Annotated in this window: 20 protein-coding genes; 10 read left to right on the forward strand and 10 right to left on the reverse strand. The window is 65.3% G+C overall.

Annotated features, from left to right (window positions below; all coding sequences use genetic code 11):
* Nucleotides 1-79 precede the first annotated feature (79 nt).
* A complete protein-coding gene (locus ACNJYB_RS02035; RefSeq protein ID WP_439372466.1) occupies nucleotides 80-1,720 on the forward strand; it encodes an FAD-dependent oxidoreductase in 1,641 nt (546 codons plus the stop codon).
* 81 nt (nucleotides 1,721-1,801) lie between these two features.
* Nucleotides 1,802-2,782: a Bug family tripartite tricarboxylate transporter substrate binding protein gene (locus ACNJYB_RS02040; RefSeq protein WP_439372467.1), complete on the forward strand. Its 981-nt coding sequence runs from the start codon at nucleotides 1,802-1,804 to the stop codon at nucleotides 2,780-2,782.
* A 126-nt stretch (nucleotides 2,783-2,908) separates the two neighbouring features.
* Here the strand turns inward: ACNJYB_RS02040 and ACNJYB_RS02045 are convergent, their stop codons facing one another.
* The 3 genes from ACNJYB_RS02045 to ACNJYB_RS02055 form a co-directional block, all read right to left on the reverse strand.
* Nucleotides 2,909-4,123, reverse strand: a complete 1,215-nt coding sequence (locus tag ACNJYB_RS02045) for an EAL domain-containing response regulator (RefSeq protein ID WP_439372468.1) — start codon at nucleotides 4,121-4,123, stop codon at nucleotides 2,909-2,911.
* 286 nt (nucleotides 4,124-4,409) lie between these two features.
* Complete coding sequence (locus ACNJYB_RS02050; RefSeq protein ID WP_439372469.1) at nucleotides 4,410-4,835, reverse strand: hypothetical protein; 426 nt, start codon at nucleotides 4,833-4,835, stop codon at nucleotides 4,410-4,412.
* A gap of 355 nt (nucleotides 4,836-5,190) precedes the next feature.
* Nucleotides 5,191-6,354: a hypothetical protein gene (locus tag ACNJYB_RS02055; RefSeq protein ID WP_439372470.1), complete on the reverse strand. Its 1,164-nt coding sequence runs from the start codon at nucleotides 6,352-6,354 to the stop codon at nucleotides 5,191-5,193.
* A 338-nt stretch (nucleotides 6,355-6,692) separates the two neighbouring features.
* On the opposite strand from ACNJYB_RS02055, the gene ACNJYB_RS02060 reads away from it, so the two are divergent.
* Nucleotides 6,693-7,316 (forward strand): LuxR C-terminal-related transcriptional regulator, encoded by a 624-nt coding sequence (locus ACNJYB_RS02060; RefSeq protein ID WP_439372471.1) that lies wholly within the window; start codon nucleotides 6,693-6,695, stop codon nucleotides 7,314-7,316.
* Nucleotides 7,317-7,372: 56 nt separating this feature from the next.
* Here ACNJYB_RS02060 and ACNJYB_RS02065 read toward each other — a convergent pair whose 3' ends face one another.
* From ACNJYB_RS02065 to ACNJYB_RS02080, 4 genes are all read right to left on the reverse strand, one after another.
* Nucleotides 7,373-7,618, reverse strand: coding sequence for a hypothetical protein (locus ACNJYB_RS02065; protein WP_439372472.1), 246 nt, complete (start codon nucleotides 7,616-7,618; stop codon nucleotides 7,373-7,375).
* Between the two features lie 95 nt (nucleotides 7,619-7,713).
* Nucleotides 7,714-8,091, reverse strand: coding sequence for an Hpt domain-containing protein (locus ACNJYB_RS02070; protein WP_439372473.1), 378 nt, complete (start codon nucleotides 8,089-8,091; stop codon nucleotides 7,714-7,716).
* A 147-nt stretch (nucleotides 8,092-8,238) separates the two neighbouring features.
* Nucleotides 8,239-8,937 (reverse strand): Crp/Fnr family transcriptional regulator, encoded by a 699-nt coding sequence (locus ACNJYB_RS02075; RefSeq protein ID WP_439372474.1) that lies wholly within the window; start codon nucleotides 8,935-8,937, stop codon nucleotides 8,239-8,241.
* A 188-nt stretch (nucleotides 8,938-9,125) separates the two neighbouring features.
* A complete protein-coding gene (locus ACNJYB_RS02080) occupies nucleotides 9,126-9,836 on the reverse strand; it encodes a Crp/Fnr family transcriptional regulator (protein WP_439372475.1) in 711 nt (236 codons plus the stop codon).
* Between the two features lie 728 nt (nucleotides 9,837-10,564).
* On the opposite strand from ACNJYB_RS02080, the gene ACNJYB_RS02085 reads away from it, so the two are divergent.
* The 6 genes from ACNJYB_RS02085 to ACNJYB_RS02110 all read left to right on the forward strand — a co-directional run bounded on the left by ACNJYB_RS02085 (nucleotide 10,565) and on the right by ACNJYB_RS02110 (nucleotide 16,179).
* Nucleotides 10,565-13,363 (forward strand): hybrid sensor histidine kinase/response regulator, encoded by a 2,799-nt coding sequence (locus tag ACNJYB_RS02085; protein WP_439372476.1) that lies wholly within the window; start codon nucleotides 10,565-10,567, stop codon nucleotides 13,361-13,363.
* A gap of 24 nt (nucleotides 13,364-13,387) precedes the next feature.
* Nucleotides 13,388-13,861, forward strand: a complete 474-nt coding sequence (locus ACNJYB_RS02090; protein ID WP_439372477.1) for a chemotaxis protein CheW — start codon at nucleotides 13,388-13,390, stop codon at nucleotides 13,859-13,861.
* Between the two features lie 33 nt (nucleotides 13,862-13,894).
* Nucleotides 13,895-14,281: a response regulator gene (locus tag ACNJYB_RS02095; RefSeq protein WP_028143851.1), complete on the forward strand. Its 387-nt coding sequence runs from the start codon at nucleotides 13,895-13,897 to the stop codon at nucleotides 14,279-14,281.
* A gap of 62 nt (nucleotides 14,282-14,343) precedes the next feature.
* A complete protein-coding gene (locus ACNJYB_RS02100; protein ID WP_439372478.1) occupies nucleotides 14,344-15,222 on the forward strand; it encodes a CheR family methyltransferase in 879 nt (292 codons plus the stop codon).
* Between the two features lie 2 nt (nucleotides 15,223-15,224).
* Nucleotides 15,225-15,542, forward strand: coding sequence for a PilZ domain-containing protein (locus ACNJYB_RS02105; RefSeq protein ID WP_439372479.1), 318 nt, complete (start codon nucleotides 15,225-15,227; stop codon nucleotides 15,540-15,542).
* Nucleotides 15,543-15,675: 133 nt separating this feature from the next.
* Entirely contained in the window at nucleotides 15,676-16,179 is a 504-nt protein-coding gene (locus ACNJYB_RS02110; RefSeq protein WP_018645938.1) for a response regulator, read from the forward strand.
* A 72-nt stretch (nucleotides 16,180-16,251) separates the two neighbouring features.
* Here the strand turns inward: ACNJYB_RS02110 and ACNJYB_RS02115 are convergent, their stop codons facing one another.
* Entirely contained in the window at nucleotides 16,252-16,536 is a 285-nt protein-coding gene (locus tag ACNJYB_RS02115; RefSeq protein ID WP_439372480.1) for a hypothetical protein, read from the reverse strand.
* A 151-nt stretch (nucleotides 16,537-16,687) separates the two neighbouring features.
* Here ACNJYB_RS02115 and ACNJYB_RS02120 point away from each other — a divergent pair, with 151 nt between their 5' ends.
* Nucleotides 16,688-17,323 carry a response regulator transcription factor gene (locus ACNJYB_RS02120; protein ID WP_183248584.1) on the forward strand — a complete coding sequence of 212 codons (636 nt, stop codon included), beginning with the start codon at nucleotides 16,688-16,690 and terminating at the stop codon, nucleotides 17,321-17,323.
* 83 nt (nucleotides 17,324-17,406) lie between these two features.
* On the opposite strand, the gene ACNJYB_RS02125 is transcribed toward ACNJYB_RS02120, so the two are convergent.
* Nucleotides 17,407-21,012 (reverse strand): PAS domain S-box protein, encoded by a 3,606-nt coding sequence (locus tag ACNJYB_RS02125; RefSeq protein WP_439372481.1) that lies wholly within the window; start codon nucleotides 21,010-21,012, stop codon nucleotides 17,407-17,409.
* Complete coding sequence (locus ACNJYB_RS02130) at nucleotides 20,990-21,409, reverse strand: response regulator (protein WP_439372482.1); 420 nt, start codon at nucleotides 21,407-21,409, stop codon at nucleotides 20,990-20,992. Before ACNJYB_RS02130 ends, ACNJYB_RS02125 begins: the two co-directional genes overlap by 23 nt.
* Nucleotides 21,410-21,594: the final 185 nt, after the last annotated feature.

Genomic DNA, 21,594 nt, shown 5'->3' on the forward strand with positions numbered 1-21,594 from the left:
CTTATCTTATAAGCGAGCCTGCAATAAAATGCATGCTGACGGACGACGAAGCCGCGGGTTGCGAAGGGATGAAACGAGCATGAAGACACAGGTGCTGGTCGTGGGCGCCGGGCCCGTCGGATTGACCGCGGCGATGGATCTGGCCTCGCGCGGGATCGACGTCGTCGTGGCTGAGATCCGTCACGCCGGCGATCCGCCCAGCGTCAAATGCAATCACGTGTCGGCGCGCTCGATGGAGATTTTTCGACGGCTCGGCGTGGCCGCCAAGCTGCGCGATGCGGGGCTACCTGCGGACTTTCCCAACGATTGCTCCTACCGGACCACGGCGACCGGCATCGAGCTCTGCCGCATCGACATTCCCTCCCGCGCGCGCCGCTACAGCGCCACCGGTGGTCCCGACACCTGGTGGCCGACGCCCGAGCCGCCGCACCGGATCAACCAGATCTATCTCGAGCCGATCCTGTTCAGCCATGCCGCGGCGCAGCCGCGGATCAAGATTCTGGCTCGCACGGAAATCACCGAGATCGAACAGCACGGCGATCACGTGGTCGCGCTCGCGCGTGATCTCGACAGCGGCAGCCCGCTCCGCATCGAGGCGTCCTTCGTGATCGGCTGCGACGGCAGCCGGTCCCTCGTGCGCAAATCGATCGGCGCCAGCCTGTCCGGCACGCCCGTGATCCAGCGCGTGCAGTCGACCCTCATCGAGGCGCCGCAACTCAAGGAACTGATGGGCGCGCACAAGCCGGCGTGGATGGTGCTCTCGCTCAACCCGCGCCGCTCCGGCACCACGGTTGCGATCGACGGCCACGACCGCTGGCTGATTCACAATCATCTGAAGCCCGACGAGCCCGAATTCGACTCGGTCGATCGCGACTGGTCCATCCGCGCCATTCTCGGTGTCGACGAGCGCTTCGAATACAAAGTTCTGAGCAAAGAGGACTGGGTCGGGCGGCGTCTCGTGGCCGATCGCTTCCGCGACCGCCGGGTCTTCATCTGCGGCGACGCCGCGCATCTGTGGATGCCCTATGCCGGCTACGGCATGAATGCGGGCATCGCGGATGCGGTCGACCTTTGCTGGCAACTGGCCGCGCATCTGAATGGCTGGGCGCCGGCCGCGATCCTCGATGCCTATGAGGCGGAGCGCCAGCCCATCACCGAGCAGGTGTCGCGCTTTGCGATGGACCACGCGATGAAGATGATGGCGCAGCGCGGCGGCGTCTCCGTGGAGATCGAGGACGACACGCCGCGCGGCCACGCTGCGCGCGCGGCATTGGCGAGAGCGGCCTACGATCTCAACGTGCAGCAATATTGCTGCGCCGGCCTCAACTTCGGCTACTATTACGATGCCTCGCCGATCATCGCCTATGATGGCGAGACGCCGCCGCCTTACGCGATGGGCAGCTTCACGGCCTCCACCGTGCCGGGCGCCCGCGCGCCGCATCTGTTCCTGAGCGACGGGCGGTCGCTCTACGATGCGTTCGGCGCGGGCTACACATTGTTGCGGTTCGACCCGGCGATCGACGTGACACGGCTGCAATCCGCAGCAAGGGAGCGCGGCGTGCCGCTCGCGCTGGTCGACATCGCGCCAGAGGAGGCGAACGGTGAGTATGCTGAAAAGCTGGTGCTGGCCCGGCCCGATCAGCACATCGCGTGGCGCGGGCAGGCCGCGCCCGACGATCCAGTGGGCTTGCTGGCGCGGATCACCGGCGCAGCGGCGTAAGGCGACTTCAAACGGACGGCCTGGCGGCGAAGGCCGCCAGCTGCGTTCCAAGAACAAAAGCACACTGAGGAGGAGGAGAACGTGGTTCACGTTGCAAGGCGCCGCATCCTGGCCATGCTGACGGCTGTGGCTTTCGCGGTGTTGCCGCTGGAGGCGGGCCGCGCCGCCTATCCGGAGCAGTTGATCAAGATCATCGTGACCTTCCCGCCCGGCGGCAGCGCCGACACCGTGATCCGCGCGCTCGAGCCGCTCGTCACGGCCGAGCTCAAGCAGAGCCTGGTGATCGAGAACCGAGCGGGCGCCGGCGGCAACATCGGCATGGCCGCGGTCGCGCAGGCCAAGCCCGACGGCTACACGCTCGGCGTGGCGCCGGCGGGTGCGCTCACCGTGAATCCGCACCTTAATGCCTCGATGCCGTTCGAGCTGAAGGATCTCGTGCCGATCACCCTGCTTGCGGAAATTCCCTTCGTGCTGGTCGCATCAGCGAATGTTCCGGCGCACTCCACCGCTGAGACGATCGCGCTCGCCAAGGCCAAGCCGGGCGCGCTGTCGATCGGGCATGGCGGCAACTCGACGGCGATGCATCTGACCGCCGCGCTGTTCACGCAGAAGACCGGGACCTCCATGGAGTTGGTCCCGTATCGCGGGACCGCGCCGGCGACGGTCGATGTTCTCGCAGGCCATGTCCCCTTCGCGGTGCTGGACATTCCGTCGTCGCGGCAATTGATCCTCGACGGCAAGCTCAACGCGATCGGCGTGTCCTCGGCGCGCCGCCTTCCGTCCTTGCCCGACGTCCCGACGCTGGCCGAGAGCGGCATTGCGGGTTTCGAATCCGTGGGCTGGTTCGGGCTCGTTGCTCCCGCCGGCACGCCCGCGGATGTCATTGCCAGGCTGAGCGAAGCCTTCACCAAAGCCCTGAAGGATCCCTCGGTGGCGGAGAAGATCAGAACCCTCGGCACGGAGCCGGCACCCATGGCGCCCGAGCAGTTCGGCCGCTTCATTCAGAGCGAAAGCACGAAATGGGGCAAGCTCATCAGGGAGGCCGGCATCAAGGGAAACTAGACACGAGACGGTGACGCTGCACGTTACTGTGACACTGGGGCAACGGGCTCCTCGCCGTCATCATCTTCAGCGCTCGCTGCCGGCGACACGCGTGGCCGCGCGGCGGTTGGCCTGAGGCTGAAAGCCTCAGGCCTGTCCCAGCACCGTTCGCGCCTGCGCGCTCTTTGCGAATTTCTTCAGCGGCATCGGCTTGCCGAACAGAAAGCCCTGCACGAGGTCGAAGCCGAGCTCGTTGGCGGCGACGAGGTCGGCGCGGCTCTCGACGCCTTCGGCGATGGCGCCGACACCGTAGCCTTGCGCAAGCTCGACGATGTGGCGGCACACCGTGCGCTTCAGCCGGTCATCGCCGCTGCCGGTGACGAAGTGCCGGTCGGCCTGCAGCTTGATGAAGGGGATCTTGCCGAGGTCCATCAGCGACGGCCAGTTGGCGCCGAGATTGGCGATCGACAGGCCGATATTGTGCAGACGCACCTCGCGGGCGACCTCGACGAGCAGATCGAGGTCGCGGATCGCCTCCTCGCTGTCGATCTCGATCGTCAGTCCGCCGAAGGCCGGATGCGTCGGCACACGGCGGCAGAGATCGCGCACGGCCTGCGGCTCCTTCAGGTAGGAGGCCGGCAGGTTGATCGAGAGATCGACCGGGCCCTGCCGCTCCAGCAGATAGTGCCAGTCCTGCACGGCGCGCTCGATCACGAATTCGGACAGGCTGCGCAGATGCGGATCGTCCGCTTCGGGAATGAAATAGGCGGGCGGCACCACGCCCCAGGTCGGATGCCGCATCCGCACCAGCGCCTCGGCGCCGCTGCGGATCAGCGTCCTCGCGTCGATCTTGGGCTGGTACCAGAGCTCGAGCCAGCCGGCATGCAAGGCCTCGCCGACATGCACGGCCGGGCTCGGCGCCGGCTCCTCCGGCAGCAGCATCGCGACGCGGTCGCGCAGCGTCTCCGCGGCAAAGGGCGTGGTCAGCGGCGGCAGCATCGCAAGACCGTATTCCTCGCCGACCTGCTGCACGGCCCTGACGATGATCGACTCGCGCGCGCCGACGGCGAGGACCTTGCCGTCGAAGGACTCGCGCACCAGCGTCTCCAGGAATTTCCCGGGCTCGATGCCGTCGGCGGCGATGCCGAGCAGGATCAGGTCCGGCAATTCGCGCGTCAGCACGGATTGCAGCTCCTCCGCGCTGGCGCATTCGCTGGTGACGAAGCCGAGGTCCTCCAGCACTTCGGCGAGGAATGCACGCAGGTGGCGCTTGCCGTCGGCGACGCAAGCGCGCGGCGTCATCTTTCGCCGCCCGAAGGTTTTGGGCCTTCGTCCGGCGAGCTCAACAATTTCATCGTTCATCGCAAACCACTCCCGTTCCGCGAACGGTGTTAGCGACGGGAGCAGTTTCAAATATGGAGAGCTTCGGCCGATTGTTGAATTATCTGGGTAACGTTAAAGCGCGCACCACGTCTAAAATTGTCCGGATCTCGTTGGAGAAGTTTTTACGCCTCACCTCGCGTGACGGCCGCGTGACGCCGTCATCGCGGAAGAATCTCGAATGATGCGACTAGCCGCTGGCGCGAGGTCGGTGTCCTGCAATAGGACGAGCCCGTTCGCGGTTCGCCCAATTGAATAATGGACGCCCTCAATTGCTTGTGGCCTTGTCGTGTTGAGCCATCCCGACCGCCTTGTAGTCGTAGGTCGGATAGAACTCGGTGCGGTACGGACCCCATGCGGTATCCTCGATCACGCGATTGACCTCGCGCAGCCGCGAAGGGGGCAGGCGCAGCGTGACGACCTGGCCGATGCCCATCACCACGTACCAGCTCACGACCTCGATGCCGGGCGGCGGAAACGCCTTGCGGAAGCCCTGCTTGTCGAGCTGAGCATTCAATTCGCTCAAGGGACGCGACTGGTCGTGCTTGAAGAAGATGGTGAGCAGCACCGCATTGTCCGCGGTCGGCGCCGCATCGCCCTGCGGCGGCGACGTCTGCGCCATCGTCGTCGATGTCAGCGCCAGCGCGACCGTCAGCAGGGCAGCCATCGTCAACGTCCGTCGGTTCGATCTCATCGCGGATTCCTTCCCATGCTCGTGCGATGGACTGGAGCATAGAAGCGACGCACGCAGCGGGAGAACTCATAATCGCGCGATGCGCGCATGTTCCGCCGCCGCCCGTGACGGTTCTGCGACAATTCGGGCGGGCGAGACGGCGCGCGTGTGAACCAGATCACATATGCATTGCCGCAGCTGCGCTATTGCTCAGCTCAGCCGATGGTGGGCTGTGTTTGGGATTACAGCTATGTCGATGCGGCGAATGATGTATTGGTGGTTCAGGTTCGTGCTGTCAGGGCGGTTTATGGATCGCTTCCTGTGCCTGCCGCGTTAGCGCGCTGCGCAACGTGGCCCTCTGCCGCCGAATCCCGATCTAGGTCTGTCCGATCAATTTGCGAAACGCCGCCGCGCCGTCCTGCACGGCGTCGCGCCCCTTCCAGGCGAGATAGGAGAGCTTGCCGCCGAGCGTGTCGTGGCTGCGCAGCCGGCGCGAGCCGAGGATGTGGCCGACATTGGCCGGGAAGCGGCTCACCTCCGCGGACACCAGCGCCGCGATCGCGTCCATCAATCGCTGGAGGCGGATGCCCCATTCGCTGGCCTCGATGCCGTCGATGCAGACCTTGAGCGCATGTTCGGTGTCGTAGATCTCGGTGAGCAGGTCGCGGGCGACCAGCACCCGGTTGTGACGGAGTGCCATCCTGAGAGCGAGGCGCTTGTCGTCGAGCCGGTCGAGCACCATGTGCACGACACAGGCATAGGGCGTGGCGGCGACGTGGGCCGCAGCCTTGCTCGCGGCGGGCCGTGTGGCAAGGCGCACCAGTTGCCAGGACGTCTTCAGCCGGCGCGCCACCAGCGCCAGCGCAAAGGGCAGCGCATCCGGGTGAGATTTCTTGAAGGCATCGAGCTGCGCGGTGATCCTGGCCACCAGGCCGTCGTCGAACTTCGCGATCTTCTCGGGCAGCTTTTCGTTGAACTTCGGCAGCGTGTCGCCGGCGCGCAGCACATGCTGCATCTTCCTCACGTCGTCGAAGGCGGTGCGCGAGGCCGTGTACTGCGCGAGCTTGCCGCGGGCGAGTTCGGTGCTCTCCACTGATGCAAGGGTGTTCTCGAGCACCTTGACGACCTTGATCTGGAAGCTCGACGCGATCTTTTGCACTTCCTTCGGGTTGTTGGCGGCGACCTGGTCGTTGATCGCCTTGATGTAGTCGCGCGCCATGGTCGGCAGCAGGTCGCGGCAGATCCACTCCCAGATCGGGGTCAGGGTGTTGCGCGAGATGCGTCCCGCATTGGCATGCTCGGGCGCGCCATCGATCAGCAGCAGCTCGAGCGGGGCGAAGAAATAGCGCGAGGGGCTGGCCGCGCGCGCCTGGGTCGATCCGTCCTTGCGAAATTCGGCGCGCAGGCGGGCCTGAACCTCGGCCGAGCCGGGCATGTCGATGCCGCACAGCTCGAGCCGCTCGAGTTCGCTGAGCAGACAGCTGCGCGACAGCGGCGTCAGCCTCTGCAGGAATTCCGACAGCCGATCGATCTCGTTCATGGCACGCAATCTTCCGCAACGATTCCAGCAGGCTGACCAGCCCAATGCATGGAGGCATTTGCGCGCTCGCAATCCTGCCTAGAGAAGCAAGTCGCCGTTAATTAATCCGTAAAACCTGGGGCCGGGGCGTCCGGGCCGGGGGCGACCAATCGGCGAGACTTGGCCTGTTTGCCCGGGATTTGGGCGAAGTTCTCAACCCCTGCATGGTCGGGACCTGCCGCGCGCAAGCATAAATTGTGCCCATGCCCACGTTTTAGCGCAAAACTGACAAAATCACCGTAATCATACGGAGCAAAAAGTTAACCACAGACCGACCCCGGTTCCGCTAAACAGGTCACATGGGGTCACAGAATGATACGGCCGCCGATTCGCGGCCGTCGGAATGGTACGACAGCAGCACCGCTCCGGCTGAAGAGCTCGATTTCGTCCGCCTGAACGCCGTCCGGGCCAAGGCAGCCGACGACATGGCGGCCGCCATCGCCCGCGAGCTCAACGGACCCCTGACCGCGCTCCTGCTCTACATGGGCGAGATCAAGCATCACAGCGATCAGCTCGCGCCTGTCACGGCCGACCGCGCCTATCTGCAACGGGTGGTGGAGAATGCGCTGGCGCAGACCGAGCGCGTCTGCGGCCTGGTCAAGCAGCTTGCCGGCCCCCACAAGGGTGCCCCGCCGATTCCGTCCCGGATCGAAGACGCAGAATCGAACGCCCCGCGCGCACCGCAAGCCCGGCGCGTGCCCAGCGCCGAACCGATGGGCCTGTCGGGCCAGAAACGGCTGACCAAGCGCGAGCGCGAGGTGCTTCGCCTGATCAGCGAGGGGTGTTCGAACAAGCAGGGTGCGCTTCGGATGCAGATCAGTCCGCGCACGTTCGAGAGTCATCGCGCCGAGGCGATGCGCAAGCTCGGTGCGCGCAACACGGCGGATCTCGTCCGGGCCGCGCTGCTGCATTCGATCGACTGAGGTTCTTCTCTTGCGCTGCCGCCGGTTGTGCGGGGGCGGGAGAAGCCCGATCGCGGTCAGAAACAATCTTCTGTGAAGGGACGTGCGCGCGATGTGGGCCGCAGCGGCTTGAGGTCTTCCTTCGGCGCATTCGGGATGATCGTGATGGTCCAGCGCGGAGGGCTCGATTCCTGTTCCAGCACCGAGCGTACGAAGCCAGTCACCGTCGAGTCGCCGGACTTCACGGTCGCCATTCGACCGTTGAACTGAGCGATGCGGAAGCGACGGACCTCCTTCTGGTCCGCAGTCTCATAGGTGAACATGGAAACCCTCCTGGTTTCCCGCGACTATCGCCACCTATGATTAGTCATCTCTAAAAATCGCAAACCGTAGAAGTACGGCGGGTTTAGCCCGCGCTTTAGCCTTGCGGCTCCTGCGCACGCGCGGCGGCGTAGGCCGCATCCATCCGGTCCAGGAGATCGCGGAATTCGGTCTCTTGAAGCGCCTCCGCAGTCTTCTCCAGCCGCAACGCCAGCGCCGCGAGCCTGACATAGCCGAACGTTCCCGCCGCGCTCTTGAGCGAATGCGCCTCGCGCGCGATTTTGCCGTGGTGCTGCCAAAGCGGAAGCGTGCGAAACAGCTGCAGACGCGCACAGGTCTCGCTCCAGAACACGGCGCGCACCTCGCCGGCGCCGTCCTCGCCGATCTCGCGCACCAGCGCCGCGTATGCGCCCGGCTCGCGTGCGGGCTCGAAATCGAAGGTTCCCTGCGCGGGTGCAACGGTCACGTCAAACATGGTCTCGCCCTGGTCACGGTTCACCGGTCGCGCGGCGCATGCAGCGCGCGACTCGCCCCCGTGTCTAGGGCGTCGGAATTTCAGTTCCGGTAGCGGGACCGAAGGTGTTTGCAGGCCGCCGTTAGCCGCCGGTTTACCACGTGCCGCTCAGCGCTGGCCGAGCAGGCGGTCGTACTGGGCCTTCACCGCGCCGTAGCACTCGCAAGCCGTCTGGCGCAGGCCGTCCAGGTTCAGGATCTGGATGTGCCCGCGGCTGTAGTGGATGAAGTTGGCATGCTGCAGGGTGTTGGCGACCAGCGATACGCTGTTGCGCCGCGCGCCGATCATCTGCGCCATCGCCTCCTGGGTCAGCAGCAGCCGGTAGTCGCCCGACAGATCATGGGTGTGCAAGAGGCAGCGCGACAGCCGCGATTCCACGGGATGGGCGGCGTTGCAGCCCGCGGTCTGCTGGACCTGCGCGTAGACCGCCAGCCCGTGGCGGGTGAGAAAGGTGCGCAGGGTCCCGCTCTGGTCGGCCGCGGCGCGCAGCCGGTCGAGATCCATCACGGACGCGGTGCCGGGAACCAGCACGATCGCCGTATTCAGGGCGCAGGCATCGCCCATGGACGAGAGCGCGCCGAGCAGGCTGTCGCGGCCGATCATGGCGACCTGCACATGCTCGCCCTTGGCGAGCTTCACCACCAGCGAGATGACGCCCCGATGGGGAAAGTAAGCGCGCTTGAGCGTCTCGCCGGCCGCGACCAGCACGGCCTCATGCGGCAGCTCGATCGTGCGCAGGTACGGCCGGAGCAGTTCATAGTCGCCCGCCGACAGCGCGGACAGGAAACCGTTGGAAGGGCGCACCATCGTTTCCAAAGCTGCCTCCCGTCTCCTCATCGGTAAGTCGCGGCGAGCGAGATTGCTCCCGGCGCGCGTAAGTTCCATCATGTTCACGTCGGGATATATTGGCAATTGGGACAAGATGTCCGAGTGCAGCAATCGCGCCTGCGGTGCTGTGTTCACCGCAGCATGCAGGTGACTGCGCCCGGCTCGCGTCACTGCCGTGCTCCGAGCAGGCGGGAATGCGAGGCCTTCACCGCCGAATAGCAGTCACAGGACGTCGCTTTCAGCGCGGGCAGATCGACGATTTCGATTTGTCCGCGGGTGTAGCGAATGATGCCCGCCCGCTGCAGCGCATGCGCGACCATGGAGATGGCGTTGCGCCGCACCCCCATCATCTGCGCCAGCGCTTCCTGCGTCAGCGGGAGGCTTGCGCCGTCGGACAGGTCGCGGGCTCGCAACAGCCAGCGCGCCAGCCGCGCCTCGACCGAATGCAGCGTATTGCAGAGCAACGAGTGCTGCGCGTGTGCAAGCAGGACCTGCTCATGGCGCACCATCAGGTTTCGAAACGACGGGGTTGCAGCGGCGATCTTCCGGAATGTCGCGGCTTCCAGCGCAGAAGCAGTGCCCGGGAAGAGCACGACCGCATCCGTCGGTGCGATGCCGTCGGCAAGCGCCGCGCCGCCGCCGACGACGCTGTCGCGTCCCAGCATCGCAACCTCGATCCTCTGCCCTTCGGACAAGCTCACCAAGATCGAAATGGAGCCGCCGTGCGGGAAGTAGGCGTGTCTCAGTGCGGCGCCGGCCGCGCCCAGGACAGATTGCCTGACCATTTCGACGGTCGCCAGATGGGGGCGCAGCCGGTCGAAATCTGCGGCGTCGAGCATTTGCAGCAACTGATTGGGTGGGCGGCCGCTCGCGGTCATGCAGGATCAATCCCAGTGCGCTCAAGCTACGATCGAAGCCGCGTCAAGTTGCAAGCAAGAGAGATCTTATCCTGGAGGTTGTGGTAATGTCCATAACGGGCAGACACGCCGGAGCGTGTGCGGCGGAACTAAGAGTTGCGTTCTGATTCGCGCACGCGCTTGGCGCATCGGTCCAACGGCGCCACTCGGGAAGAACCTGCAGGGGGGCCTCGATGAGCCGGAAGCTTTCGGTCGGCGGCAGAGATCGGTTGTCAATGCCATCGGACGTCGGGCGATCCGCGCAGCCTCCTTTGCCAACCAATTTACATGAACCATCAGCGATTGCTTCGCGCCAGTCCGTGACACCGCATGTAAGCGTTCGTTGACCCTAAATGCCGATCCTGCGGACTTCAGCAGAGCACGACGCGCTGGCCATCTGAGCACCCGCGATCGCCCGCGATTGCCCGCGAGCCGCGCCTATCGTCCCCAAGAGTCGGACATTTTCGCGCACATCGTCCCGCCTTTCCGGACACGTTTACCCAACCTCAATCGTCGTCACCTCGCGCTGCGGGTTTTGCCGAAAAGCGGTTGCCGTGTGCGGCCGAACCGCAAACTTGTCTTTAATATCCGTATTAGCACGGAGGATGAAATTAACGGGACCGTGAAAGGGGTTGTCTAACGGTCTACAGGCTTCCGCCGATTCCAGGCTTGGCGCAGGCCTCGAAGTCCAGCTCAGTAAGGCGTACCCCATGGATGATCTGTTGCGGGAGTTTTTGACGGAGACCAGCGAGAGCCTGGACACCGTCGACAATCAGCTGGTGAAGTTCGAGCAGGAGCCGAACAACGCCAAGATCCTGGATAACATCTTCCGCCTGGTCCACACCATCAAGGGCACGTGCGGCTTCCTCGGCCTGCCCAGGCTCGAAGCGCTGGCGCATGCCGGCGAGACCTTGATGGGCAAATTCCGCGACGGCATGCCGGTGACCGCCGAAGCGGTGACGGTGATCCTGTCCTCGATCGACCGCATCAAGGAGATTCTGGCCGGCCTCGAGGCGACCGAAGCCGAGCCGGAGGGTACCGACCGCGACCTCATCGACAAGCTGGAAGCGATGGTCGAGCAGGGCATGGCGGCCATGTCAGGCTCGGCGCAGCCGATGCCGGCCGCCGGGGCCGCTCCCGTCGTCGAGGCGCCGCCGCTGGCGCCGGAGGCCCCCATTGCCGCGCCGGCCAAAGCGATGACCACGGGCTCGCTGGTCGAGCAGACCCTGGAGCGCCCCTTGCGTCCCGGCGAGGTCTCGCTCGACGAGCTCGAGCGCGCCTTCCGCGAGACCGCGATCGAAGCCCCGGTCCCCGCGCCGGTCGCCAAGGCCGCGCCGGCGCCGGTCGCCGCGGCCCCTGCCGCGAAGCAAGCTGCAAAGCCCGCCGCCAAGGAGAAGGCCGCGCCGAAGAAGTCGATGGCCGACGAGACCGCGAGCGAGGGCGACCGCGTCGCCAACCAGTCGATCCGCGTCAACGTGGATACGCTGGAGCATCTGATGACCATGGTCTCCGAGCTGGTGCTGACCCGCAACCAGCTGCTGGAGATCTCCCGCCGCAACGAGGACACCGAGTTCAAGGTGCCCTTGCAGCGCCTCTCCAACGTCACCGCCGAGCTGCAGGAGGGCGTCATGAAGACGCGCATGCAGCCGATCGGCAATGCCTGGCAGAAGCTGCCCCGCATCGTCCGCGACCTCTCGAGCGAACTCGGCAAGCAGATCGAGCTGGAGATGCACGGCGCCGACACCGAGCTCGACCGCCAGGTGCTCGATTTGATCAAGGACCCGCTCACCCACATGGTGCGCAACTCCGCCGATCATGGCCTCGAGACCCCCGCCGAGCGCCTGGCGAGCGGCAAGGGCGAGCAGGGCACCATTCGCCTCTCCGCCTATCACGAGGGCGGCCACATCATCATCTGCATCGCCGACAACGGAAGAGGCCTCAACACCGAGAAGATCAAGGCCAAGGCGCTCTCGTCAGGTCTCGTCACCGAGGCTGAGCTGGAGAAGATGTCGGAAGCCCAGATCCACAAGTTCATCTTCGCGCCGGGCTTCTCGACCGCGGCCGCCATCACCTCGGTGTCCGGCCGCGGCGTCGGCATGGACGTGGTGCGCACCAATATCGACCAGATCGGCGGCACCATCGACATCAAGAGCGTGGCGGGCGAAGGCTCCTCCGTCACCATCAAGATCCCGCTGACGCTCGCCATCGTCTCGGCGCTGATCGTCGAGGCCGCCGGCGACCGCTTCGCCATCCCGCAGCTCTCGGTGGTCGAGCTGGTCCGTGCCCGCGCCAACAGCGAGCACCGCATCGAGCGCATCAAGGACACCGCGGTGCTGCGCCTGCGCAACAAGCTGCTGCCGCTGATCCACCTCAAGAAGCTCCTGAAGATCGACGACGGCGCGGCCTCCGATCCCGAGAACGGCTTCATCGTGGTCACGCAAGTCGGCAGCCAGACTTTCGGCATCGTCGTCGACGGCGTGTTCCATACCGAAGAAATCGTCGTGAAGCCGATGTCCACAAAACTCCGTCACATCGACATGTTCTCCGGCAACACCATTCTGGGCGATGGCGCGGTGATCATGATCATCGACCCCAACGGCATTGCCAAAGCGCTCGGCGCCGCCGGCTCCTCGGCCCATGACATGGGCGACGAGAACGGCGCGCACCACATCGGCTCGGGCGAGCAGACCACCTCGCTCCTCGTCTTCCGCGCCGGCTCCTCGCAGCCCAAGGCGGTCCCGCTCGGCCTCGTCACGCGCCTCGAAGAGCTGCCGGCCGACAAGATCGAGTTCAGCAACGGCCGCTACATGGTGCAGTACCGCGAGCAGCTGATGCCGCTGGTGGCCATGGAAGGGGTCACCATTGCGAGCCAGGGTGCCCAGCCGATCCTGGTGTTCGCCGACGACGGCCGCTCCATGGGCCTCGTGGTCGACGAGATCATCGACATCGTCGAGGAGCGCCTCAACATCGAGGTCGGCGGCTCCAGCCCGGGCATTCTCGGCTCGGCCGTGATCAAGGCCCAGGCCACCGAAGTGATCGACGTCGGCCACTTCCTGCCGATGGCGTTCGCCGACTGGTTCACCCGCAAGGAGATGAAGCCGTCGATGCATTCGCAGTCGGTGCTCCTGGTCGACGACTCGGCCTTCTTCCGCAACATGCTGGCGCCGGTGCTCAAAGCGGCCGGCTACCGCGTCCGCACCGCGCCGACCGCGCAGGAGGGCCTGGCGGCGCTGCGCGCCCAGAGCTTCGACGTGATCCTGACCGACATCGAGATGCCGGACATGAACGGGTTCGAGTTTGCGGAAGTTATCCGCTCCGACAACAACCTCGCCGCGACGCCGATCATCGGCCTCTCGGCGCTGGTGTCGCCGGCGGCGATCGAGCGCGGCCGGCAGGCCGGCTTCCACGATTACGTCGCCAAGTTCGACCGCCCCGGTCTGATCGCGGCGCTGAAGGAGCAGACCGCGGGCGCCGCCGGCGCCTCGGAGCTGAGCCGTGCGGCGGCCTAACCAGCGGGATCAGGAGATACGCTTATGAGCAGCAAGACCCAGTCCGGCGGAGGCGCCATGGTCGAATACGTCACCGCGATGATCGGCGGCCAGCTGTTCGGCCTGCCGATCTCCCGGGTCCAGGACGTGTTCATGCCCGAGCGCGTCACCCGCGTGCCGCTGTCCTCGCGCGAGATCGCCGGCGTCCTCAATCTGCGCGGCCGCATCGTCACCGTGGTCGACATGCGCTCGCGTCTCGGCCTGCCCAGGGACGAGGACGGCAAGACCCCGATGGCGGTCGGCGTCGATCTGCGCGGCGAATCCTATGGCTTGCTGATCGACCAGATCGGCGAGGTGCTGCGCCTGCCCGAGGACGGCAAGGAAGAGAACCCCGTCAATCTCGATCCCCGCATGGCCAAGCTCGCCGGCGGCGTCCACCGCCTCGACGGTCAGCTCATGGTCGTGCTCGACGTCGATCGCGTCCTCGAGCTCGAAACCAAAGTGCAAGTGGCAGCGTAAGCCAACGAAAACATCGAAGCCGGAGAACCAGAAATGAAAACGTGTTTGGTGGTCGATGATTCCAGCGTCGTACGCAAGATCGCGCGCCGGATCCTGGAAGGCCTCGAATTCCAGGTCACCGAGGCCGAGGACGGCTCGAAGGCGCTCGAGATCTGCCAGCGGCAGCTGCCCGATGCGGTGCTGCTCGACTGGAACATGCCGGTCATGGACGGCTTCGAGTTCATGGGCCACATGCGTCGCTTGCCCGGCGGCGACCAGCCCAAGGTGGTGTTCTGCACCACCGAGAACAACGTGGCTCATATCGCTCAGGCGCTCAGCGGCGGCGCCAACGAGTACATCATGAAGCCGTTCGACAAGGACATCATCGCCGACAAGTTCGCTGAAGTTGGTTTGATCCCGGTCGGACAAGCCATGGTCTGAGTGTGTCTGGCCCAAAGTGTTTGGGCCAGAGTGTTCCAGTACAGCTTTCCGAGAGGCCATCCGTGACCCCGACCGAGTACGAGTATCTGCGTAAGTTTCTGAAGGACAATTCCGGTCTCGACCTGTCCGCAGACAAGCAATATCTGATCGAAAGCCGCCTGCTGCCGCTCGCCCGCAAGGCCGGGCTCTCCGGCATCGCCGAGCTCGTGCAGAAGCTGCAAGCCGGCTCGCGCCAGCTGATCACCGACGTGGTCGAGGCCATGACCACCAACGAGACCTTCTTCTTCCGCGACAAGGTCCCATTCGATCATTTCCGCGACCACATCATGCCGGAGATCATCAAGGCCCGCGCCGGCAAGCGCAGCGTGCGGATTTGGTGCGCCGCCGGCTCGACCGGGCAGGAGCCCTATTCGCTGGCGATGTGCCTGAAGGAGATGGCCGCGGCGCTCACCGGCTGGCGGGTCGAGATCATTGCCACCGATCTGTCGCAGGAAGTGCTGGAGAAGGCCAGGGCCGGTGTCTACAGCCAGTTCGAGGTGCAGCGCGGCCTGCCGATCCAGATGCTCGTGAAGTATTTCAAGCAGACCGGCGAGACCTGGCAGATCAATCCCGAATTGCGGGCGATGATCCAGCACCGGCAGCTCAACCTGCTGCATGATTTTGCCCAGCTCGGGACGTTCGACGTCATCTTCTGCCGCAACGTGCTGATCTATTTCGACCAGGACACCAAGATCAACATCTTCAACCGTCTGGCGCGCCAGATCGAGCCCGACGGTTTCCTGGTGCTTGGCGCGGCGGAAACCGTGGTCGGATTGACCGATACGTTCAGGCCGATTCCGGACCGGCGTGGCCTCTACAAGCCGAACGAACCGCGTGCTGCGGTTGCCAAGCCGGCGCTCGCCGGCGCGGCGGCGCGCATGGCGGTGATGGCAGGACGATAGGCATGACCGAGGATGGCAAGGGCGCCGAACGCGTCACGTTCAGCCGCGGCTATGATGTCTGCATCATGGCCATCGACGGCACCTGGCGTCGCGACTGCAAGCTCAACGCCATTTCCGACACCGATGCGGTCCTGACGGTTGAAGGCTCGATCCAGGGGCTGAACCTGAAGGAGTTCTTCCTGCTGCTGTCGTCGACCGGCCTTGCCTACCGTCGCTGCGAGCTGGTGCGGGTCAACGGCGCCGAAATGGACATCCAGTTCCTGCGCGGCAAGAACCGCAAGAAGCGCGGCGCAGCCGGCGGTCACGACGCGGCAGCCTGATCCGGCACGCCCAGCTCTTTCCGCCAGTTACTTTATATTTGCTGAAACATCCGGATGAATTTGCCGCAGCGGTTTTACGGGGCCGAAGCGCGCGCCGTGTATCCATTGCCCGTCTCAATCTCAGGATCCGGCAATGCCCAGAAGTTCCCTCTCCCCCGTCACATCGAACCTGCCCGACGTCGCCGAGCGGCGTGCGCTTCAGCTCCTGGTCGTGGACGACGACGCCACGCAGCGCAGCCTGATCACCGTCGCCGCCAAGCAGGCCGGCCACGAGGTCACCGTGGCGCCGTCGGTGGCCGAGGCGATCGAGAAGCTCCGCGCAGCGCGCTTCGACTGCGTGACGCTGGATCTCGTGCTGGAGGATGGCGACGGCATCGACGTGCTGCGCGAGATGGCCGAGGCGAAATTCGCCGGTGCGGTGATCGTCATCAGCGGCATGGACGGCAAGCGCCGCAGCGCCGCCCGCAGCTTTGCCCGTTCGGTCGGGATCGAGCTGCAGAGCCTGCCGAAGCCGCTCGATCTCGCAGCCCTGCGCATCAGCCTCGCCAATCTCGGCAAGACCGCGATGGGACTGCCGGCGATTCACACCTGGGGTGGTGTCGCGACCGACGCGATCGTGGAGCGGCACCGCGCCTGACTCGCGGAGCTGCCATGCGGTAGATCGCGGCAGACAACGCGCGATTGCGGCTTACGCGGGATTATCCGATAACTACAGCTGCTGCAGGGCGCGGTCGAGCTCCGCTCGGCAGGCGTTGAGAGCGGCGCCTGCCGTGGCAAAACGGGGCGTGACGTCGTCGAGCACGAAGATCTCGGTGGAACCCGCGGTAGCGCTGTCGTCCTTCGGCTCCATGTCGTCCTCGGTCATGGCCGCGTCGATCAGACGCATACTGAGGTCGATGCGCGCGATCAGAGAGCGAAGTTCGGCTGCGATCAACTGACGGCTGTCGGTATCAGCCATCGCGGCGAGCGGGGGCGCGCCTGCGTAATTTAGCATGGATATTCTCCGTCTCCCGCAATAAGGCACCCACCCGCTACTTGTGCGTTAAGTCCATGTCCCGTACAAATACGGGTGGGCCGAATCCGCGCCGAACGCCATAACGGGAGGCGCGGACGCGAGTCCTTCATGCCAACTGGATGTGTGGCACATGGCCGAACAAAGCTCTCGCGGTGAAATCTTCGTAGTCGATGACGACCCTGCCGTTCGCGACACCTTGTCGATGGTGTTGAAGGCGGCGGGCTATGAGGTGATCTGTTTTGCGGACGGTGCAGCGCTGCTGTCCGTTGCGCGAAACCGCACACCGGCAGCGATCCTGCTCGACGTGCACATTCCCGGAAAGTCGGGTCTCGACATTCTGAGGGAGCTGCACGGCGAGGATTACCCGGCGCCCATCTTCATGATCTCCGGGCAGGGCGACATCGCCATGGCGGTGAGCGCCATCAAGAACGGAGCGCTCGACTTCATCGAGAAGCCGTTCCGCGGCAGCGAGATCGTCGGTCGTCTCGACGAGGCGATCGGCGCTTATGCACGCCGGCAGGCGGAGAACGCGTCGCCGAAATTCGGCTCGCTGCATTTCCCCGGACGCGAGCCGTTGACGCGCAGGGAACGTGAGGTGCTCGAGCAGTTTGCCTCCGGTGCCTCCAACAAGGAGGCCGGCCGCACCCTCGGCATCAGCCCGCGCACCATTGAGGACCACCGCGCCAACATCATGAAGAAGCTCGGTGCGCGCAATGCCGCCGACCTGATCCGCATCGTGATGACCGCGGCCCAGCGCGCGTCGTAGCTTTTACGCGAGATGTCGTAGCCCGGGTCAGCGAAGCGACACCCGGGACTGCCGGCGCAGGATGTCGCTTCGCTCATCCGGGGCTACGGTGCCTCAGCCGTCAACGCCCTGCGGATGATCCGCGCCAGATCCGACTTGCGATAGGGCTTTGCCAGCAGCAGAACACCGGAATCCAGCCGGCCGTGATGGATGATCGCATTCTCGGTATAGCCTGACGTGTAGACCACCTTGAGATCGGGGCGCGTCTTCATCATCTCGTCGGCGAGCTGCCGTCCATTCATCTTGCCGGGCATGATGACGTCGGTGAACAGCAGGTCGAAGCATTTTCCGGCGGCGACGATCGCGAGCGCCTCCGCGGCGTTCGCAGCCTGCAGGGTGACGTAGCCCAGCGCATGCAGTTGCGCGAGCACGTAGTCGCGCACCAGGCGGTCGTCCTCGACCACCAGGATCGTCTCGTGTCCACCCTCGATCGTTGCGGGCGTCACGCCGTCGCCGACTACAGTCGCGGTCTGGCCCGGCGGCAGGTACATCTTGATCGTGGTGCCGTGGCCTTCCTCGCTGTAGATCTTGATGTGGCCGGCGGACTGCTTGATGAAGCCGTAGACCATGGAAAGCCCGAGCCCGGTGCCCTTGCCCGGTCCCTTCGAGGTGAAGAAGGGATCGAACACCCGCGCCAGCATGTTCGCCGGAATGCCGGTGCCGGTATCGCTCACGGCGATCAGCACGTAGTTGCCGGGCCTGATATCGTTGACGCTGGCATAGACCTCGTCGAGATAGGCGGTGCCCGTCTCCAAGATCAGCTTGCCGCCGCCGGGCATGGCATCGCGGGCATTGAGCGCGAGGTTGAGGATCGCGGTGGTGAGCTGGTTGGGATCGACGATCGCGACGCAGCTCTCGTCCTCGAACACCGATTCGATCTGGATCTGCTCGCCCAGCGTCGGCCGCAGCAGCTTGGCGGTGTCGACGATCAGCGAGTTGATGTCGATCTCGCGCGGCTGCAGCGGCTGCTTGCGCGCAAACGCGAGCAGGTGCTGGGTCAGCTCGGCGCCGCGTCCGGCCGCCTCGTCGATCATCCTGGTGATCGTCGCGAGCTCGGGTTCCTTGGCCACCGCTTCGCCGAGAATTTCGATCGTCCCGGTGATCACGGTGAGGATGTTGTTGAAGTCGTGCGCCACGCCGCCGGTGAGCTGGCCGACGGCCTCCATCTTGTCGGCGTGGCGGATGCGCTCCTCGGCCGCGATCTTGTCGGTGAGGTCGCGGTAGAAGACGTTGAACAGGATGCCCTCGCGACGCTTCAGTGCCGTGACGCTCAGCTCGGCCTTGAACTCCGTGCCGTCGCGGCGGCAGCACATCAGCTCGCGGCGGCGGTTGATCATCTGGCCGTCTCTGGAATCGAGGTAGCGCGCAAGGCCTTCGCTGAACTTGTCACGGTCACCGGGAGCGACGATGAGTTCGATCGAGCTGCGGCCCAGCGCTTCGTCGCGGCGCCAGCCGAACAGCTCTTCGGCCCGCGAGCTCCAGGCCAGGATGATGGCGCGCTCGTCGGTCTGGACGAAGGCGTCGAGCGCGGTCTCGACGATGTTGCGCGCGAGCTGCTCGCTCTCGCGCAGGGATTCTTCCGCGAGTCTCGCCTCGGTCATGTCGCGGCCGACGAAGAAGAAGCGCTTGGCCTTCTCGGACCAGTTGCCGAGCCATGACAGCCAGACCTCATGCCGGTCCTTGTGGAAGCAGCGGGTGTCGCCGAGCTTCGGGTGTTCGCCACGCCTGAGCGCGCGCATCTCCTCCTGGGATCGCTTGAGATGCGAGGGATGGACGAAGTCCGCGCCGCTGCGGCCGATCATCTCGTCCGGCCGGTAGCCGAGAATGGCCTCGCAGCTCGGGCTGACCTGCACGACATGGCCCGCCGGGTCCATGATCATGATCAGATCCTGCGAGGCGTCGAAAAGCTGTCGCCGCTCCTCGAGCTGCTGTTGCAGCGCCCGCTCGGCCCGTCGCGCCTCGGTGAGGCTGCGCGCGACTCCGGAGGCGCCGACGATTTCGCCCGACGGCCCCTTGATCGGTGAGAGGCTGAGCGAGATTTCGACCGGCGTGCCGTCCTTGCGCAGGCGTATCGTCTCGAAGCGTTCGATCGGCTCGCCCCGGGCGATCCGTCGAAGATAGTCCTTGCCCTGCTCGCGGCGGTCGGGCGGCACGATGATCGCGGTGGATTGCCCGATCGCCTCGCTCGCCGTATAGCCATAGAGACGTTCGGCGGCGGGATTCCATCCCGTGATGACGGCATCGAGCGATTGCATGACGATCGCATCGTCGGATGATTCGACGGCCGCGCTGAACAATTGCTCGCGCGCCGCATGATGGCTTCGTGCCGCCTCGGTGCGGCGATGCTCCCGGATCTCGCGTTCGAGCGCGGCCGTCTTCGCCTGCGTCTCCTCGACCATCCGGGCAAAGGCCCGCGCCAGCACGCCGGTCTCCCCGCTCGCGTCGACGGGAATGTCCGCGGGCCGCCCGCTGCCGATTGCCTCCACCGCCGCGGTCAGGCGCCCGATCGGACGAGTCAATGAGCGCGCCAGCAGCACCGCGAGCGCGGCCGCGGCGAGCACGGCAAGAATCCCGACGAGAAGGGACGTCTTTTGAATGGCAGCCGGCACGCGACCGAAGACGGACGGGGGAACGGTCACGATGATGGCGACCCACTCCTTGCCCGCGAGCAGCGCCGGCGCGATCGCCGCGCCGCTCGGCCGGCCTGACTCGTCGGTTGTGAGCCGCGTGACTAGGTCCGGCGTGCCGGCCAGCGCCGACAAGAAAGGAAAGTCTTTGCGCCAATCAGTGGGGTGGCCGCGCAACGAGCCGAATTCCTGCGTCCGGTCGGGATGGACGAGATAGTCGCCGCGCGAATTCACGACGTATATCTCTCCTCCCGGGCTCCTGGTCGAGCGGACGCGGTCGAGCGCGGGACGCATGTCGATATTGGCGATGACGATCCCGAACGGCTTGCCGTCCGACGTGAACAGGGGCATCGCGACGCGAAGAGTCGGGATGTGGAGGCCCGTCGTGCCGCCCTGGCGGGTGGCAAGATCGATGGACGAGACATAAACCTCGCCGGGTGGCAGCCGTATCGTTTCCTGAAAATAGGCTCGCTCGCTCTTGTGCTCCAGTTCGCTGTCGGGGACGATCCGTACCGTTCCATTCGGGCCGGATCGATCGACGCGGACCAGCTCGCGCTGGTTATCGTCGAGACCGATGACGCGAAACTGCGCATAGCTGGGTTTGGCCTCGATCTCGGCTACGAGCCGCGCCGCGATGCGCTCGCGCCAGGTCTGCTCCGAAACGCCGTCGGTAGGGTCAATGCCTCCACCGAGGTGGGCGCGGATCAGGCCGTTGATGGCTGCGGCGGAGCGATAGCCGGTCAAATCGCCGCGAGCGCCGGCGACGTAGGATTCCAGATTGGTGGCCAGCAGGCGTGACTGGGCCTCGACCCGCTCCAGGACTCGCGGAATGACCGCTTGCGTGATGTTGCGATAGCCCAGCCAGCCGACGGCGCCCACGGTCATCGCCACCAGCAGGATCATCGCGATCGCCAGCCGCGTTGCGAGCGTCATGCGGACGTTCGCAGGACCTGCCGGACGGCCGCGCCTGCTCCGGTCCGGTGCAGAAAGGAGGGGCTCGTCATCGGCGGCCGGAACTGACATCGGATTCTTCCGGCTCGCTCGACTTCAGGCAGCCATCGACCGCGGCGAGCAGCGCGTCGGGCCGGAACGGCTTCTGAAGACTCGCCACCGCGCCGAGCCTGGTCGCCATTTTCAGGAAATCCGGCTCCGCATAGACGTCCGGCGTGATCGAGCGCCCGGAAACGACGATGATAGGAGTGCCGGGGGCCAGCGCCCGGATGTGGCGCATCGTCTCCAGCCCGTCCATGGCGGGCATGAAGATGTCGAGAAACAGCAGGTCGAACGGGCTGGCCTCGAACAGCGCAAGCCCCTTGTGGCCATCGCCAGCGACAGTGACGTGATGGCCGGCCCTTTCCAGAAGCAGCCGGACGGTGATCTGCACGGCCGGGTCGTCATCCACGATCAGGATGTTGGCCACGTCAAGAATCCTCCGGGTCGCATGGAACGTTCCAGCGACCTCAAATCACAAATGCGAAATTGTTGCGCGGATTCTGGCTGCGCCGCAAGCGCCTCGCGTTTGCTCCGACTGCCCTTCCTGCCACCCCGGAGAGACCATGCCTCGCAGATCATACGCACTCTTGCGTGCATATGAGGCGGAACCTC

Source organism: Bradyrhizobium sp. SMVTL-02 (genome assembly GCF_051853005.1).
GTDB lineage: Bacteria > Pseudomonadota > Alphaproteobacteria > Rhizobiales > Xanthobacteraceae > Bradyrhizobium.

What these genes read in the sequence shown, in the direction of transcription:
- ACNJYB_RS02035 (WP_439372466.1), top strand. Translation starts at nt 80, where the DNA reads ATGAAGACACAGGTGCTGGTCGTGGGCGCCGGGCCCGTCGGATTGACC.
- ACNJYB_RS02045 (WP_439372468.1), bottom strand. Translation starts at nt 4,123, where the DNA reads ATGAACGATGAAATTGTTGAGCTCGCCGGACGAAGGCCCAAAACCTTC.
- ACNJYB_RS02050 (WP_439372469.1), bottom strand. Translation starts at nt 4,835, where the DNA reads ATGAGATCGAACCGACGGACGTTGACGATGGCTGCCCTGCTGACGGTC.
- ACNJYB_RS02055 (WP_439372470.1), bottom strand. Translation starts at nt 6,354, where the DNA reads ATGAACGAGATCGATCGGCTGTCGGAATTCCTGCAGAGGCTGACGCCG.
- ACNJYB_RS02060 (WP_439372471.1), top strand. Translation starts at nt 6,693, where the DNA reads ATGGGGTCACAGAATGATACGGCCGCCGATTCGCGGCCGTCGGAATGG.
- ACNJYB_RS02065 (WP_439372472.1), bottom strand. Translation starts at nt 7,618, where the DNA reads ATGTTCACCTATGAGACTGCGGACCAGAAGGAGGTCCGTCGCTTCCGC.
- ACNJYB_RS02070 (WP_439372473.1), bottom strand. Translation starts at nt 8,091, where the DNA reads ATGTTTGACGTGACCGTTGCACCCGCGCAGGGAACCTTCGATTTCGAG.
- ACNJYB_RS02075 (WP_439372474.1), bottom strand. Translation starts at nt 8,937, where the DNA reads ATGGTGCGCCCTTCCAACGGTTTCCTGTCCGCGCTGTCGGCGGGCGAC.
- ACNJYB_RS02080 (WP_439372475.1), bottom strand. Translation starts at nt 9,836, where the DNA reads ATGACCGCGAGCGGCCGCCCACCCAATCAGTTGCTGCAAATGCTCGAC.
- ACNJYB_RS02085 (WP_439372476.1), top strand. Translation starts at nt 10,565, where the DNA reads ATGGATGATCTGTTGCGGGAGTTTTTGACGGAGACCAGCGAGAGCCTG.
- ACNJYB_RS02090 (WP_439372477.1), top strand. Translation starts at nt 13,388, where the DNA reads ATGAGCAGCAAGACCCAGTCCGGCGGAGGCGCCATGGTCGAATACGTC.
- ACNJYB_RS02095 (WP_028143851.1), top strand. Translation starts at nt 13,895, where the DNA reads ATGAAAACGTGTTTGGTGGTCGATGATTCCAGCGTCGTACGCAAGATC.
- ACNJYB_RS02105 (WP_439372479.1), top strand. Translation starts at nt 15,225, where the DNA reads ATGACCGAGGATGGCAAGGGCGCCGAACGCGTCACGTTCAGCCGCGGC.
- ACNJYB_RS02110 (WP_018645938.1), top strand. Translation starts at nt 15,676, where the DNA reads ATGCCCAGAAGTTCCCTCTCCCCCGTCACATCGAACCTGCCCGACGTC.
- ACNJYB_RS02115 (WP_439372480.1), bottom strand. Translation starts at nt 16,536, where the DNA reads ATGCTAAATTACGCAGGCGCGCCCCCGCTCGCCGCGATGGCTGATACC.
- ACNJYB_RS02120 (WP_183248584.1), top strand. Translation starts at nt 16,688, where the DNA reads ATGGCCGAACAAAGCTCTCGCGGTGAAATCTTCGTAGTCGATGACGAC.
- ACNJYB_RS02125 (WP_439372481.1), bottom strand. Translation starts at nt 21,012, where the DNA reads ATGTCAGTTCCGGCCGCCGATGACGAGCCCCTCCTTTCTGCACCGGAC.